The organism is Neisseria sp. P0009.S007, assembly GCF_051962515.1.
In genome coordinates this window covers 1-15,691 of record NZ_JBQCVF010000021.1, presented here as the reverse complement: position 1 = coordinate 15,691, position 15,691 = coordinate 1, and the positions used below count along the sequence as shown (strand labels likewise).

At 46.7% G+C, this 15,691-nt stretch carries 16 protein-coding genes, 2 tRNA genes and 1 pseudogene; 16 read left to right on the top strand and 3 right to left on the bottom strand.

The genetic code is table 11. The annotated features are described in order from the left end of the window. Nucleotides 1–155 precede the first annotated feature (155 nt). From petA to ACTHS3_RS03840, 5 genes are all read left to right on the top strand, one after another. Nucleotides 156–737, top strand: a complete 582-nt coding sequence (gene petA, locus ACTHS3_RS03860) for a ubiquinol-cytochrome c reductase iron-sulfur subunit (RefSeq protein ID WP_003748255.1) — start codon at nucleotides 156–158, stop codon at nucleotides 735–737. A gap of 18 nt (nucleotides 738–755) precedes the next feature. Further along, on the top strand, nucleotides 756–2,105 hold the full coding sequence (locus ACTHS3_RS03855; RefSeq protein WP_003681866.1) for a cytochrome b: 1,350 nt from the start codon (nucleotides 756–758) through the stop codon (nucleotides 2,103–2,105). A gap of 14 nt (nucleotides 2,106–2,119) precedes the next feature. Next, nucleotides 2,120–2,905, top strand: a complete 786-nt coding sequence (locus tag ACTHS3_RS03850; protein ID WP_199900956.1) for a cytochrome c1 — start codon at nucleotides 2,120–2,122, stop codon at nucleotides 2,903–2,905. 214 nt (nucleotides 2,906–3,119) lie between these two features. Beyond that, a complete protein-coding gene (locus tag ACTHS3_RS03845; protein WP_039861850.1) occupies nucleotides 3,120–3,725 on the top strand; it encodes a glutathione S-transferase N-terminal domain-containing protein in 606 nt (201 codons plus the stop codon). Nucleotides 3,726–3,736: 11 nt separating this feature from the next. Next, on the top strand, nucleotides 3,737–4,141 hold the full coding sequence (locus ACTHS3_RS03840; protein ID WP_070587997.1) for a ClpXP protease specificity-enhancing factor: 405 nt from the start codon (nucleotides 3,737–3,739) through the stop codon (nucleotides 4,139–4,141). 140 nt (nucleotides 4,142–4,281) lie between these two features. On the opposite strand, the gene ACTHS3_RS03835 is transcribed toward ACTHS3_RS03840, so the two are convergent. From ACTHS3_RS03835 to ACTHS3_RS03825, 3 genes are all read right to left on the bottom strand, one after another. Continuing rightward, a tRNA-Ala gene (locus tag ACTHS3_RS03835) sits at nucleotides 4,282–4,357 on the bottom strand. Nucleotides 4,358–4,363: 6 nt separating this feature from the next. Next, a tRNA-Met gene (locus ACTHS3_RS03830) sits at nucleotides 4,364–4,440 on the bottom strand. Nucleotides 4,441–4,546: 106 nt separating this feature from the next. Continuing rightward, nucleotides 4,547–5,698, bottom strand: a complete 1,152-nt coding sequence (locus ACTHS3_RS03825; RefSeq protein ID WP_070625079.1) for a class I SAM-dependent methyltransferase — start codon at nucleotides 5,696–5,698, stop codon at nucleotides 4,547–4,549. A 402-nt stretch (nucleotides 5,699–6,100) separates the two neighbouring features. Here ACTHS3_RS03825 and mraZ point away from each other — a divergent pair, with 402 nt between their 5' ends. The 11 genes and pseudogenes from mraZ to ACTHS3_RS03770 form a co-directional block, all read left to right on the top strand. Further along, complete coding sequence (gene mraZ / locus ACTHS3_RS03820) at nucleotides 6,101–6,556, top strand: division/cell wall cluster transcriptional repressor MraZ (protein ID WP_039861849.1); 456 nt, start codon at nucleotides 6,101–6,103, stop codon at nucleotides 6,554–6,556. Then, nucleotides 6,553–7,515 (top strand): 16S rRNA (cytosine(1402)-N(4))-methyltransferase RsmH, encoded by a 963-nt coding sequence (gene rsmH / locus ACTHS3_RS03815; RefSeq protein WP_004518896.1) that lies wholly within the window; start codon nucleotides 6,553–6,555, stop codon nucleotides 7,513–7,515. The genes mraZ and rsmH overlap by 4 nt, the downstream gene beginning before the upstream one ends. Nucleotides 7,516–7,577: 62 nt before the next feature. Continuing rightward, on the top strand, nucleotides 7,578–7,841 hold the full coding sequence (ftsL, locus tag ACTHS3_RS03810) for a cell division protein FtsL (protein WP_003681879.1): 264 nt from the start codon (nucleotides 7,578–7,580) through the stop codon (nucleotides 7,839–7,841). Nucleotides 7,842–7,915: 74 nt separating this feature from the next. Further along, entirely contained in the window at nucleotides 7,916–9,664 is a 1,749-nt protein-coding gene (locus ACTHS3_RS03805; RefSeq protein WP_070606084.1) for a peptidoglycan D,D-transpeptidase FtsI family protein, read from the top strand. 26 nt (nucleotides 9,665–9,690) lie between these two features. After that, nucleotides 9,691–11,169 (top strand): UDP-N-acetylmuramoyl-L-alanyl-D-glutamate--2,6-diaminopimelate ligase, encoded by a 1,479-nt coding sequence (locus tag ACTHS3_RS03800; RefSeq protein ID WP_070625078.1) that lies wholly within the window; start codon nucleotides 9,691–9,693, stop codon nucleotides 11,167–11,169. A 180-nt stretch (nucleotides 11,170–11,349) separates the two neighbouring features. After that, nucleotides 11,350–11,871, top strand: coding sequence for a M23 family metallopeptidase (locus ACTHS3_RS03795; RefSeq protein WP_049335339.1), 522 nt, complete (start codon nucleotides 11,350–11,352; stop codon nucleotides 11,869–11,871). 24 nt (nucleotides 11,872–11,895) lie between these two features. After that, a complete protein-coding gene (locus ACTHS3_RS03790; RefSeq protein WP_070625077.1) occupies nucleotides 11,896–12,750 on the top strand; it encodes a peptidase in 855 nt (284 codons plus the stop codon). A 21-nt stretch (nucleotides 12,751–12,771) separates the two neighbouring features. Further along, nucleotides 12,772–13,284, top strand: coding sequence for a hypothetical protein (locus ACTHS3_RS03785; protein ID WP_070625076.1), 513 nt, complete (start codon nucleotides 12,772–12,774; stop codon nucleotides 13,282–13,284). Continuing rightward, nucleotides 13,281–14,648, top strand: a complete 1,368-nt coding sequence (locus tag ACTHS3_RS03780) for a UDP-N-acetylmuramoyl-tripeptide--D-alanyl-D-alanine ligase (RefSeq protein ID WP_070625075.1) — start codon at nucleotides 13,281–13,283, stop codon at nucleotides 14,646–14,648. The genes ACTHS3_RS03785 and ACTHS3_RS03780 overlap by 4 nt, the downstream gene beginning before the upstream one ends. Nucleotides 14,649–15,090: 442 nt before the next feature. After that, nucleotides 15,091–15,240: a hypothetical protein gene (locus tag ACTHS3_RS03775; protein WP_049335337.1), complete on the top strand. Its 150-nt coding sequence runs from the start codon at nucleotides 15,091–15,093 to the stop codon at nucleotides 15,238–15,240. Between the two features lie 101 nt (nucleotides 15,241–15,341). After that, nucleotides 15,342–15,691 (top strand): annotated as a pseudogene (locus ACTHS3_RS03770) (phospho-N-acetylmuramoyl-pentapeptide-transferase); the annotation flags it as partial.

Sequence of the window (15,691 nt, the reverse complement as noted above, 5' to 3'; positions counted from 1 at the left end):
TGGTTCACTTTGATGAAAACAACCCTGCCTGAGTATTGAGCAATATCATAAAAACTTTACCTTATTTTAAATAATGCTTTGAGTATTACAACAAACTAGGTAGAATTACGCTGTTTAATGGCTCGGTATTCCCAAAATTTTAGGACGACTGAATAATGGATAATCAAGAAATCAACAACGGCCGCCGCCGTTTTCTGACACTGGCTACTTGCGGTGCAGGCGGTGTGGCGGCTCTGGGCGTAGCTACGCCTTTCGTGGCCAGCTTCTTCCCATCGGAGAAAGCTAAGGCTGCCGGTGCTGCTGTCGAAGTAGATGTCAGCAAAATCGAAGCAGGCCAAATGCTGACTGCCGAATGGCAGGGTAAACCGATTTGGCTGGTCAATCGCACAGATCAACAGCTCAAAGACTTGAAAAGTTTGGATGGCTCAGTTACGGATCCTAATTCCGAAGTGGATCAGCAACCGGAATATGCTAAAAACGAGCACCGTTCGATCAAGCCGAACCTCCTCGTCGCTATCGGTATCTGTACCCACCTGGGTTGCTCTCCGACTTACCGTCCCGACGTTGCCCCTGCGGATTTGGGCGCAGACTGGAAAGGCGGCTTCTTCTGCCCGTGCCACGGTTCGAAATTCGACATGGCAGGCCGAGTATACAAAGGTGTTCCTGCACCGACCAACTTGGTTGTACCGCCTTACAAATATCTGAGCGATACAACTGTTTTGGTGGGCGAAGACTAAAAATAAGGAACGATAATTATGGCAAACCAAACCAATAGCAAAGCAAAAGCATTGTTAGGCTGGATGGACGCTCGCTTCCCTCTGTCTAAAATGTGGAATGAGCATTTGGCTCAATACTATGCGCCGAAGAACTTCAACTTCTGGTATTACTTCGGCTCTTTGGCCCTGCTTGTCCTTGTAATTCAAATCGTCAGCGGTATTTTCCTGACCATGAACTACAAACCGGACGGCAACCTTAACGCCTACCATCTGCCTGCTGCCTTTACCGCAGTAGAGTACATCATGCGCGACGTGTCCGGCGGCTGGATTATCCGCTACATGCACTCCACCGGCGCATCTTTCTTCTTCATCGTCGTTTATCTGCACATGTTCCGTGGTCTGATTTACGGTTCATACAAAAAACCTCGTGAATTGGTGTGGATTTTCGGTTCCCTGATTTTCTTGGCATTGATGGCAGAAGCCTTTATGGGTTACCTGTTGCCTTGGGGTCAAATGTCCTTCTGGGGTGCGCAGGTAATTATTAACCTGTTCTCCGCCATCCCTGTTATCGGTCCTGATTTGTCCACTTGGATCCGCGGTGACTTCAACGTTTCCGACGTTACTTTGAACCGCTTCTTCGCCCTGCACGTTATCGCAGTACCTCTAGTATTGCTCGGCTTGGTTGTGGCTCACATCATCGCCCTGCACGAAGTGGGTTCTAACAACCCTGATGGCGTTGAAATCAAGAAAAACAAAGACGAAAACGGTATTCCACGCGATGGTATCCCATTCCATCCTTACTACACTGTTAAAGACATCTTGGGTGTTGTTGTATTCCTGATTGTCTTCTGTTCTGTGTTGTTCTTTGCACCTGAAGGCGGCGGCTACTTCTTGGAAGCGCCAAACTTCGATGCAGCAAATGCGCTGAAAACACCTCCTCACATTGCGCCGGTATGGTACTTCACTCCGTTCTACGCAATTTTGCGTGCGATTCCTTCCTTTGCCGGTACTCAGGTATGGGGTGTAATCGGTATGGGTGCAGCAGTTGTCCTGATCGCCTTGTTGCCTTGGTTGGATAAAGGCGAGGTTAAATCTGTCCGCTATCGCGGCCCAATCTTCAAAACTGCGTTGGTTCTGTTCATCATTGCCTTCATCGGTTTGGGTATTTTGGGTGCAATGGTAGCAACTGATACTCGTACTTTGGTTGCACGTATCCTGTCTTTCGTCTACTTTGCATTCTTCTTGGGTATGCCGTTCTATACCAAACTGGATACCAACAAACCAGTTCCTGAACGCGTAACCATGAGCACTACTAAACAAAAAATTATGTTCTTTGTTTACGTCGGTATTACCGTTGTTGGTGCTTACTTGTTTGCAACCAATATCTGATGAGGGCAGCGAAAATGAAACAAACTCTGAAAAACTGGTTTGCTGCCTTATTGCTGGCAGTGCCTATGAGTGCAGCCGTCGCTAGCGGCGGCGGACACTACGAAAAAGTCGATATCGACCTGCGTGACCAAGTTAGTCTGCAGCACGGTGCGCAAATCTTTACAAACTACTGTTTGTCTTGCCACTCTGCAAGCGGTATGCGCTTCAACCGTCTGAAAGATATTGGTTTGACTGAAGATGAAATCAAGAAAAACCTGATGTTCACAACAGACAACGTTGGTGACGTAATGGTAGCGGCAATGGATCCGAAAGATGCCTCCAAATGGTTGGGTGCGCCTCCGCCGGATTTGACCCTGATTGCTCGTTCTAAAGGTGCAGACTACCTGTACGCTTATATGCGCGGTTTCTATAAAGACCCAACTCGTCCGAACGGTTGGAACAATACAGTTTTGGCCGGCGCAAGTATGCCTCACCCATTGTGGGAGCAACAAGGTGTTCAAGCCGTTGAGTTGGATGCCAAAGGTCAGCCCGTTATGATTAAAGACGAGCATGGCAACCTGACTCCTAAACTGTATTGGGAATCTACCGGTCTGCACAGCCGTCGTCTGCCTAACGGTAAAGTAATCCAAAAAGAGTACGATGCTTATGTGCGCGATTTGGTAAACTACCTGGTATACATGGGTGAGCCTGCTCAATTGCAACGCCACCGTATCGGTTACATGGTTTTGACATTCCTGTTCGCCGTAATGTTGCCATTGGCGTACTTCCTGAAAAAAGAATTCTGGAAAGACGTTCATTAATTCTTTTGAATCAAAAAGGCAAACCTGTTTCAGGTTTGCCTTTTTTGTTTGTGAAATTGGTTTATGCGGAAATAATGTAAATTTTAAAATTACTTAATATAAACAATGTGATATATGAAATTTCTGGATTAAGTGTTTGAAATTATATATAATTCTGTCTGAATTTTTATAAGGCTTAAGGCCGTCTGAAAAGATTGATCAGGAGTAGAAGATTATGATGACTTTGTATTCGGGTATTACTTGTCCATTCAGCCAACGTTGCCGTTTTGTGTTGTATGAAAAAGGTATGGATTTTGAAATCAAAGATGTGGACGTGTTCAATAAACCTGAAGACTTGGCTTTGATGAATCCGTATAACCAAGTACCGGTCTTGGTTGAGCGTGATCTGATTTTGCACGAATCAAACATTATCAACGAATACATTGACGAGCGTTTCCCTCATCCTCAATTGATGCCGGGTGATCCTGTTATGCGCGGTCGCGGCCGTTTGGTGCTGTACCGTATGGAAAAAGAATTGTTCAGCTTGGTGCAAGTGTTGGAAAACCCTGAATCTACCAATAAAGAACAAGCTAAAGCGCGTGAAGCCATTGGCAATGGTTTGACACTGTTGGCACCGTCTTTTACTAAAAACAAATACATCTTGGGCGACGACTTCTCTATGATTGATGTTGCCTTGTCTCCATTGTTATGGCGTTTGGACTATTACGATATCAAACTGGGTAAATCTGCTGCGCCTTTGCTGAAGTACGCCGAGCGTATTTTCCAACGCGAAGCCTTTATTGAAGCATTAACGCCGGCTGAAAAAGCCATGCGTCGTTAAAGGACGGATCTATGGCAACTTCAACCAAACCGTATTTATTGCGTGCTTTGTATGAATGGTGTTTGGATAATAACCAAACACCGCACATTGTGGCTTGGGTAAATGAACATACCCGTGTGCCGATGCAGTATGTACGCGACAATGAGATTGTTTTAAATATTGGCCCTACTGCCAGCCATAACTTGAATATCGACAACGAGTGGGTCAATTTTTCTGCACGCTTTTCCGGCGTAGCGCACGAGATTTGGATTCCGGTCGGTCATATTGTCAGTATATTTGGCCGCGAAAGTGGAGAGGGTATGGGGTTTGAAGTAGAACCATATCAGCCTGCTTCTATCGAAGCTGCAGTGGCCGAAGATAAAAAAGCTGAATCTACGGAAGAAAAACCGAAAAAAGTATTGAAGCTTGTGAAGTAATTAAAAGATAAAAGGCCGTCTGAAATGTTTCAGACGGCCTTTATTGATTGGGTATTGAAATGGCAAAATTAATGAGCAATCAGTTATTAATTAAGCCAAACAAAAAAGCTCTTGCGTTTAACAAGAGCTTTTTTGTTTAGTGGTGGAGGTAAGCGGGATCGAACCGCTGACCTCTTGCATGCCATGCAAGCGCTCTACCAACTGAGCTATACCCCCGAAATTTGGTGGCGAATCAGGGATTCGAACCCCGGACACAAGGATTATGATTCCTCTGCTCTAACCGACTGAGCTAATTCGCCGTTTCGTGAAGTCGCTATTATAGTTTTTTTTGAATATTTGGCAAGCGCTAATTTTGGTTTTTTTTATTTCTTATTGTTTTTAAAAAATAAAAAGTAGGTTGTCAGACTATAGTTTATGGCAAATATCGCCGTGGCCGAAGCCTACCCAGTCGATATCGATGTTTTTGCCAAAAGCGATCACTTTAAAAAGTTCGCCCATTTCGTGCTGATGTATCAGTTTCTGTACTGCGGCGGCTGCTTGGATGTATTCAACTGAATCTGGGCTGCCGATTTGTGCCAGCAAATCGGTGATGCCGAGATTGAGCAGGAAATAGGATTGGGGCAGGTAGCCGATTAAGTCCAAACCTGCTTCCGTGCCAGCGCGTGCAATATCGGTGAAATTGACGTGTGCAGTCAAATCGGTCAGGCCGATATTGAAAAATGGGTCGTGGATAGTGTGATGGCGATAGTGGCCGATAAATGTGCCTTCTTTACGTTGCGGGTGGTAATACTGAGCGGCATCGAAGCCGTAATCGATAAATATCATGCCGCCGCGCTGCAATTTGGCGGCCAGGGTTTGGATAAAGGCATATTGTGTCGGATGCAGCTCGCTTGTGTATGAAGGGAGGGGAGGGAAGTACAAGGAGGCTGTTTGTATCAGTTCGGCTTGGGCCAATGGTCTGATGGCTTCGATTAGCTCGTCATTCTCTAAACTGACGCCAATTTGTTGAAACCCTGCATCTTGATAAATTAAGCGTTCAACCGGCATGGCATCCAATACTTCGTTGCCGATGATAATGCCATCAAAGTGTTCAGGTAATGCGGTAAGGTGGATGACTTTGGCGGCTGCTTCAGGGGAAGTATGTTCAAGAATATATTGGCGTTGTCTCTCTGCAAGCTCTGCCGATAGCTCGATAATATAGTAATGATTCAGGCCGTCTGAAAAGTTTTGCAAGAGTGTGGTAGCGAGATGACCTGTACCTGCACCAAATTCATAGATATTGCCTGCTGTTTGCGGCAGTAATTCGTCAAGTTGTTTGGCAAGGGTTTGTCCGAATAAGGGAGAAAGGGTAGGGGCAGTGATGAAGTCGCCATCCGTACCGATTTTATGGCTGCCTCCGCTGTAATAACCGTATTGAGGTGTGTAAAGGGTAAGCTCCATAAAACGGGAGAAGGGTATCCAGTTTTGATATTGTTCAATTTCGTTTTTTATGAGCTTCGTCAGGTGTGCTGAAGAGGCTTGTGCATCAGTGGAAGGAAGGGGGAGTTGTGGCTTCATGACTGTTAGATAATGTAAAAAATTTGAATTTGTTTGTATATTATAGCCCCTTGTGAGAGGGGTGGTAATCTGGTGTAAAAATACTATATGTAGTATTTTAAAAACATAAACAATACTAGATATGGTGTTTTATGCCATATAAAATGGCTAGCATATTAATTTGTCATGCATTTTTGTATATATAAGCTATTGAATTTTAAGTGTTTAGTGTTTCATTTCAGATAAAGGGTTGATTTGACCTGATTGCCAAAATTTCTTATAGTGTCGGTTGGTGGGGCATAGTGGGTGAAAGTGGTTACTTTTTCCTAAAAAGTGTTCCGTAGAAGTGAAGACGAAATATTTTAGGAAGGTGGGATTTTTAATCCCACTCTAGTTTTATTTTAATCGAATTTGGGGTGTAATGTGTTTGGCGGTGCTCATGAATTGAGTATGGACAGTAAAGGGCGGTTGGCTATTCCTGCCAAATTCCGCGATATTTTGCTGCGCCGTTATACGCCTGCAATTGTGGTCACACTGGATTCCCGAAAAAAATTATTGATGTACCCCGAGCCCGTTTGGGAAGAAAAAGCCGAGCAGATTTTGAAGTTGAAAGTGGCCGGCAATGAAGCTTTGCAACGGTATCAGAATTTGCTGCTGCACAATGCGGAGATTTTGGAGTGGGATAGCGCCGGACGCGTTTTGATTCCGGCCAATCTGCGCAAACGCGTAGATTTTGAAAAAGAAGTTACTTTGGTTGGCCGTGCAAACCGTATGGAGTTGTGGGGCCGCGAACATTGGGAAGAGGAAATGAATCAGGCTTTGGATATCGATCCTGATGAATTGGCTTTCCAATTGAGTCAAACGGATTTGCAATTGTGAGTAAAGTTGAAAATTATCAGCATGTTACTGTCTTGTTGCATGAGGCGGTGGATGCGTTGGCAATCCGTGAAGATGGGATTTATGTGGACGGTACGTTCGGCAGGGGAGGGCATTCCCGGCTGATTTTGTCGCGTTTGGGCAAGCAGGGTCGTTTGGTTGTTTTTGACAAAGACCCTGAGGCGATTGCGGTAGCCAATGAGCTGGCGGTGCAAGATAAACGTGTCAGTGTCGTACACAATGGTTTTGAAACATTTCAGACGGCCTTGGATGAATTGGGCATCGATAAGATTGACGGTGCGCTTTTTGATTTGGGGATTTCGTCGCCGCAAATTGACGATGGCAGCCGCGGATTCAGTTTCCGCTTTGATGCGCCGTTGGATATGCGGATGGATCCGACTCGCGGGATGTCTGCGGCAGAATGGATTGCAACCGCATCCGAACAGGATTTACACGAGGTAATTAAGAATTATGGTGAAGAGCGGTTTAGTCGCCAGATTGCGCGCGCCATTGTTGCGCAACGCGAGGAGAGTCCCATCGATACAACCCGCAAGCTGGCGCAGCTTGTGGCGCAAAACGTCCGTACTCGTGAGCGCGGACAAGACCCTGCTACGCGCACCTTCCAAGCAGTTCGCATCTTTATTAACCGCGAGCTCGAAGAGGTAGAGGCAGTTTTGCCGCAGGTTGCAGGCCGTCTGAAAGAGGGTGGACGCTTGGCCGTCATTGCGTTCCATTCGCTGGAAGACAGAATTGTGAAGCAGTTTATTAAAAAATATTCGCAACATGCGCCTTTGCCCCGTTGGGCGGTGGTCAAGGAAGCGGATTTGCCTCAACCGCCTTTGAAGGCTGTGGGCAAAGCAATCAAACCGGGTTCGACAGAGACTGAAACCAATCCGCGTGCGCGCAGTGCAGTTTTGCGTGTGGCGGAGCGCAGCAGCGGCGAATTTTCGGTTGTTGACTAGGGAAAGCGTTTCGGCATTGTCGCAAGGGATGTTTCTGTTGACAGGCCGTCTGAAAGTTTGAAATGGGTAAGTTGAATATTTTATTACTGGTTTTGGTGACGGTTTCTGCCTTTGCCGTAGTGTTTAAGCAAAACCAGTCGCGCTTGCACTTTATCGAGTTGGATAAGGCGCAAAAGCGGGAAATTCAGTTGGAACAGGATTACGCGCGCTTGAAACTGGAGCAAGCAAGATTGGCAAACCACAAACTGATTAAAGTGGCGGCCGAAAAGCAACATCTGCTTCCGCCGGGTGCGCATAATACGGCTATGCTGGAACGCAAAAAATAAGAATATAGCCTTGTTTTCAAGGTGTTTACGGGAATTAATAGCTCACTGAGCAGCTAAGTCATGAGAAGTCCAACATGTTAATTAAGAACGAATATAAACCTCAAATGCTGTCTGGAACCACAAAAACAAAAAAACCGCTGACAAGTAACGGACGTATTGGTTTGGTGCTGGGTGCCGTTGCGCTGGCATTTACCGGTCTGTTGGTGCGCGGGGTTTATCTGCAAACCAGTCAGCATGAGTTTTTGAAAAATCAGGGCGACCAACGTTTTGTGCGCACACTTCCGCTGCCTGCATCACGCGGTATGATTACCGACCGCAATGGTGCTACATTGGCGTTGAGTGCGCCTACCGAATCATTGTATGCCATGCCTTCCGGCATGGAGGAAATGCCGACTGACGAGCAGTTAGAAAAACTGTCGGCCATTGCCGATGTGCCTGTTGAAGTTTTGAAAAATAAATTGTCTAAAAAAGACAAAGGCTTTATCTATCTGAAACGTCAACTCAGCTACGAGAAAGCAGAAGAAATCAAAGCATTGGGCATTAAAGGTATCGCATTCCAAAAAGAATTGAAACGCCATTACCCGATGGGCAATCTGTTTGCGCATGTTATCGGTTTTACCAATATCGACGGCAAAGGTCAAGAGGGCTTGGAGCTTTCCCGTGAAGACAGTCTGCGCGGTGAAGATGGTGCGAAAGTCGTATTGCGTGACAACAAAGGTAATATCGTTGACAGCCTCGACTCTCCACGCAACAGCGTGCCTAAAAATGGCCAAGACATGATTTTGTCTTTGGATCAGCGTATTCAAACGCTGGCTTATGACGAGTTGAACAAGGCTGTGGCTTATCACAAAGCCAAAGCGGGTACGGTTGTGGTATTGGATGCGCAAACCGGCGAAATTTTGGCTTTGGTCAACAGCCCTGCTTACGATCCGAATCAACCGGGTCAAGCCAATAGCGAACAGCGCCGTAACCGCGCCGTAACCGATATGATCGAACCTGGTTCTGCCATGAAGCCGTTTACCATTGCCAAAGCATTGGATTCAGACAAAGTGGATGCAACCGATACGTTCAACACCCTGCCTTACAAAATCGGTCCTGCTACCGTACAAGATACCCACGTTTATCCTACTTTGGATGTGCGCGGCATTATGCAAAAATCTTCCAACGTCGGTACCAGTAAACTTTCTGCCATGTTTACGCCTAAAGAAATGTACGATTTCTATCACGATTTAGGTGTGGGTGTGCGTATGCATTCAGGATTTCCTGGTGAGACTGCAGGTTTGTTGAGAAGCTGGCGCAGATGGCAAAAAATCGAACAGGCAACCATGTCTTTCGGTTATGGCCTGCAATTAAGCTTATTGCAATTGGCGCGTGCCTATACTGTCTTAACCCATGATGGTGAATTGTTGCCGGTCAGCTTTGAAAAACAAGCGGTTGCACCTAAAGGCAAGCGCGTCATCAAAGCCTCTACTGCGAAAAAAGTGCGCGAGTTGATGGTTTCCGTTACTGAAGCCGGCGGTACCGGTACTGCCGGTGCTGTGGATGGTTTTGACGTAGGTGCGAAAACCGGTACGGCGCGTAAACTGGTCAATGGCCGCTATGTAGACAACAAGCACGTCGGTACATTTATCGGTTTTGCTCCGGCTAAAAATCCACGCGTGATTGTGGCCGTTACCATTGACGAACCGACTGCCAACGGCTATTACGGCGGCGTGGTTGCCGGTCCCGTATTCAAAGAAGTCATGAGCGGAAGCTTGAACATCTTGGGCGTTTCCCCGACTAAGCCTTTAAGTAATACCGCTACTGTCAAAGTACCGTCATAATCCAAACAATCAAAGAGATATTGTTTATGTTCAGCAAGTTAACCCCCTTGGCTGAAACCAACTTTCCGCCTCTGCTGTGTGAAAACGCAGCAGGGCGTTTGTTGCATTCAGACAGCCGACAAATTAAACAGGGTGACATTTTCGTTGCCTGTCAGGGCGAATATACAGACGGCCGCAGCTATATCCCTGCCGCCATTGCCAACGGTGCAACCTTTGTTTTTTGGGATGATGACGGCAAATTCACATGGAATCCCGAATGGAATGTTCCCAATCAAGGCATTAAAGATCTGAAACATCGCGCCGGTATGTTGGCGGCACAGGTTTACGGCAATGTTTCAGACGGCCTTAAAGTTTGGGGTGTAACCGGCACCAACGGCAAAACCTCTATCACACAATGGCTGGCGCAAGCTGCTGATTTTCTGGGCGAAAAAACCACCATTATCGGCACAGTCGGCAACGGCTTTTGGGGCGCATTGGAAGAAACCACGCACACCACCCCCGCCCCCGTCGATGTCCAAACCCTGCTCTACCGCTTCCGCCAGCAAGGCGCAACAGCCGCCGCGATGGAAGTCTCCAGTCACGGCCTTGACCAATCGCGTGTTAACGGCGTGCCATTTCGCAGCGCAATCTTCACCAATCTCACCCGCGACCACCTCGACTATCACGGCACCATGGAAGCCTATGGTGCTATCAAATCGCGCCTGTTCTACTGGCATGGTCTGCAACACGCCATCATCAATGTCGATGATGAATACGGTGCAGAACTGGTAGGCCGTCTGAAAAAAGACTGTCCCGATTTAGCCGTTTACGGCTACGGCTTCAGCGAGCAAGCCGATATTTGTATTACCGATTTCACCGCTTCTTCAGACGGCATGGAAGCCGTATTCCAAACCCCGTGGGGCGAAGGAAAATGCCGTACCCGTCTGCTCGGACGATTCAACGCGCAAAACCTCGCCGCCTGCGTTGCCTTGCTGTGTGCCAACGGTTATCCACTCAATAACGTTTTGGAAGTACTGGCAAAAATCCGTCCCGCTTCAGGCCGTATGGATTGCATTATGAACAGCGGCAAACCTTTGGTCGTTGTCGATTATGCCCACACGCCTGATGCACTGGAAAAAGCACTCTCCACTTTGCAGGAAATCAAACCACAGGGCGCGGCTTTGTGGTGCGTATTTGGCTGCGGAGGTAACCGTGATCGTGGCAAACGCCCATTGATGGGTGCGGCAGCCGTGCAGGGTGCCGATAAAGTTGTCGTAACCAGCGACAACCCACGCTTGGAAAATCCTCAAGACATCATCAACGATATTTTGCCTGCCGTGCCTCATCCTGAACGCGTCGAAGTTGATCGTGCCGTTGCCATCCGTTATGCGGTTGAGCAGGCTGCCGCAAACGACATCATTCTGATTGCCGGTAAAGGGCATGAAAACTATCAGGATGTACAAGGCGTGAAGCATCATTTCTCCGATTTTGAAATCGCAGAAAAAGCATTGGCAGAGCGCGGTTAAGCCATATCGCAAATGTTCAGACGGCCCGAAACCTTAAGGCCGTCTGAAAAAGATTTAAACATATACAATAAAAGCAATACGACACACGCATTACGGCACGTTAGCCATTAAACCCATCACAGTTGTTTGTTTCGGAAGACTTTTTAATAAGGCCGTCTGAACAACAAGGAGACCGATTTGATGCTGAAAATGCCGACAAAAACCTTATTAATCAGTGCAGCCGTAGTTTTATTTGCAGGCTGTACAACCAAACAACTTCCGCGTCCTACTGCCGAAATCGAGCAGTTGAGGGCGCAACAGCCTCCGGTCGAGCAAAGCCTGCCGAATCCCGTTAAAGGCAAGCGTTTTGACGACACTTGGGGCGCAGCGCGCAGTCAGGGGCGAAGGCATGAAGGTGTGGATATTTTTGCTAAGAAAAACACGCCGATACGCAGTACCACGCCCGGTATCGTCACCAAAATCGGGCGCAACCGATTGGGCGGTAAAGTTATCGGTATTCAAGGGCCGGGTGCGTGGCATTACTATGCCCACCTCAATAAATTTGCCCGTATCCGCCTGTATGAACGAGTAAAAGAAGGACAGGTCATCGGCTATGTCGGTAAAACCGGCAATGCCAGAACCACACCGGCCCACCTGCATTACGGTGTATATCTGCCGAACGGCGCGGTGAATCCGTATCCGCTGATTAATCAGAACAGATAGGCCGTCTGAACAAGATTTGAGAGTATGAACGCAAAGAAATTGGTTAAGGCAACGAATATCGTCGGTATGGTGGCAGTTGTGCTGCTGGTGTACTGGGTATTTGTTCTGATTCTATCCAATGTTTTCGGGCTTAAGGTATTCCGTGAATACATTACGGAAATTTTCCTGATGAGTATTTTTGGGATTTTTGCCGTGATGGCGGGTGCCTTGATACTGAGCATCATGCTGAATTTGACCCGTATCGCCGAGCGAGGACAAGAGGAAGAAAGCAAAGGTGGCCGGAAAACCTTATATTTGTTGTTGGCAGTATTTCCCGTTTTAGCAGCCCTGTTATTTGGTGGAAATTATCTGACTGTTCAGAAAAAACGTCAGATTTTGACTCAATCTCTAGAGCGTATCGTCAAGGATAATCCATCGCAAATCAATGCGTTGGCAGATTATCGTTTTGATTTTGCGTATATTAAAAAAGCAGCGTTAATCCTTGAGCTGATGTCGAAGGAAGATTCTGCCTTTAAAGCAGCTACAGTGATTGTGCCGGATACGATCGGTAATAAACAGGTTTATTTGGTTTTCTCAGCTGATTCCCAGTTAAGTGGGATTGATGAGCAGACACCCAATGCTCAGGGAGTAGGCGATGATAATGGTTTTGTCGTTACTCGGAATGGCAATAAAGAAACAATCAGCAAAACGCAATATCTTTATGCCCCAAATCTGAGCGAGCGTGAATACTTGCAGAGGGTATTTGCCGGACAAACAAATGAAATACGTTATGAGGCAAAAGATGGCAATTACAGCCTTTGCCACCCCTACCGCCAAAACGGTAAAACCATTGTATTGTGTTTTTCCGATTACCAGCAGTACGGGAAAATCGGCAGTTGATAAGAGAAAGTGATTTGTAGTATGAAAAGTTGGTTTTCCAATACATTTCCTGAATATAAAAAATTGCCCAAAAGCGGCAAATTTATGGCATGGCTGACTTTTGTGCAGGGCGTGGTTTGGTTGATTCTGGCATCAATTCAGAGTGTGCAAGGACTGATTAACAGCATAGCATGGGCTGTGTTTTTTGGGATTTTACTTTTCATTTTGGGTATGTTGGCGTTGTCTGCAGCATGGAATGCGTTTAAATTCCGTGAAGTCGGTTTTAAGAGAATGACATATGTGTACATGCCATGCTTATTGCAAATTGCTTTTGCAAGCGATGTATTTTCTTTTGTATTTTATATAGATAGTGTATTGAAACTATGGTTCAGCCTTACGGTAAATAAGCTTTCTGTCGGTGTAAATTTTGCCGCTATTCTTTTTATTGTGCTGGCAGGACGTAATTATCGTCATTTAAAAATGGTTTCCCAAAATACGGATAAAAATGTGGAATCGTTAGAACAAGTAGAACAAGGACAAGAAACACAATCATGAAACCACTAGACCTAAATTTCATCTGTCAAACGCTCGGCCTTCCGATGCCATCTGAAAATCAACCCGTTTCGCGTATTGTTACAGACAGCCGCGATATTCAGGAAGGCGACGTATTTTTCGCGCTTGCCGGAGAGCGCTTTGACGCGCATGACTTTGTTGAAGATGTTTTGGCAGCAGGGGCAACGGCAGTTGTGGTTTCGCGCGAAGATTGTGCGGCTTTGAAAGGCGCATTGAAGGTTGACGATACGCTTGCGGCTTTGCAAAAACTGGCGAAGGCGTGGCGTGAAAATGTGAATCCGTTTGTCTTTGGCATTACCGGCTCTTCCGGTAAAACGACGGTTAAAGAGATGTTGGCCGGCGTATTGCGTCATCGATTCGGTAATGAAGCTGTGTTGGCGACTGCCGGCAATTTTAACAATCATATCGGCCTGCCGCTGACTTTGTTGAAACTGAACGAAAAACACCGCTACTCCGTCATTGAAATGGGTATGAACCATTTTGGCGAATTGTCTTTGCTGACCCAAATTGCCGGTCCGAATGTTGCTCTGGTTAATAACGCTTTGCGCGCGCATGTCGGTTGCGGTTTTGATGGCGTCGGCGATATTGCTAAAGCAAAAAGTGAAATCTACGAAGGTTTGCTTTCAGACGGCATTGCGCTGATTCCGTGCGAAGATGCCAATATCGCTACATTTGAAGCTGCTACTGCGCAATTGAATGCTCAGACTTTCGGCGTTGCCAGTGGCGATGTCCATGCAGAAAATATTGAGTTGAAACCGTTGTCCTGCGAATTTGATTTGGTGCGTGGCAATGAACGTGTTGCCGTGGTGTTGCCAGTCCCCGGCCGTCACAATGTGCATAATGCCGTAGCGGCGGCTGCTCTGGCTTTGGCGGCAGGTTTGAGCCTTGCCGAAGTTTCAGACGGCCTGAAAAATTTCAGTAATATCAAAGGTCGTCTGAATATCAAGCAAGGCATTAAAGGCGCGACTTTGATTGACGATACTTATAATGCCAACCCCGACAGTATGAAAGCCGCCATTGATGTGCTCGCTGCTATGCCTGCGCCGCGTATTTTTGTGATGGGCGACATGGGCGAATTGGGTGAGGACGAAGCCGCCGCCATGCACGCCGAAGTTGGCGCGTATGCACGGGATAAAGGCATCGAGGCCGCATATTTTGTCGGCGACAACAGCGTTGAAGCAGCGGAAACGTTTGGCGCGGAAGGTTTGTGGTTTGCTGACAAAGATCCGCTGATTCAAGTGTTGAGCCACGATTTGCCTGAACGCGCTACTGTATTGGTCAAGGGATCACGCTTTATGAAGATGGAAGAAGTGGTCGAGGCACTGACGGATAAAGAGGTTGTCTGAAAATGGAACAGAAAAGGAAACGGCCTATACTGTTGCAGGTTATCGTTGGGATGATGGTAGTGGCAGCAGTTTTATGGCCGGTTGCAGTGTGGCAGTACATCAAAGATGTAGGATTTGAGACAATAAGCGAAGCATACGAAAGCACAAGAGGACGTTGGGGTTGGTTTGAATTTTGGTTAGGAAATTTTCATTTGCTTGTGCAAGTGATATTGATGCTGGTTAGTGCTGTTGGATTATGGAGAGGTAAGGATTGGGCGCGTAGGTTATGGCTGTATACTGTATATCGTCTACAATATGGTCGGTTATTTGGTTTCCCCTAGAATCGGGTTTCCATTGTTGGATGTCATTATTCGCGCTGCAATTTGTTACAGCTTGTTTTGCTTACATCCCAAGGATTATTTTCAGACCCAAGAAAATAAAACTTAAGAAGGCCGTCTGAAATATGAAAAAGATTTTACTATTGACTGGTTTGCTGATTGCCGCGTTTTATGCCGGAATGAAAGTACAGGCATTTATCTATGAAGATACCTGCTTGGATTTAGGCGGCGGAAAGAATCCCGGAAACTATCCGATTTGCGTGGTAGAGAAATAATCTTACTCAATAAGGCCGTCTGAAATTTCAGACGGCATACCGATTTATTTTTAATTGGGCAATAAGCCCACTGTAACAACAAAAACAAAAAAGGAAGCCCCATGTTTTTATGGCTCGCACATTTCAGTAACTGGTTAACCGGCCTGAATATTTTTCAATACACCACATTCCGTGCCGTGATGGCTGCGCTGACTGCTTTGGCGTTTTCTCTATTGCTTGGTCCGTGGACCATCCGCAAGCTGACTGCGCTTAAAGTCGGCCAAGCCGTCCGTACTGACGGCCCTCAAACCCACCTGATCAAAAACGGTACGCCAACCATGGGCGGCTCGCTGATTTTGACCGCTATTACCGTGTCCACAATTTTGTGGGGCAACTGGGCAAATCCTTATATCTGGATTCTCTTAGGCGTCTTGCTTGCTACCGGCGCACTCGGTTTTTACGACGACTGGCG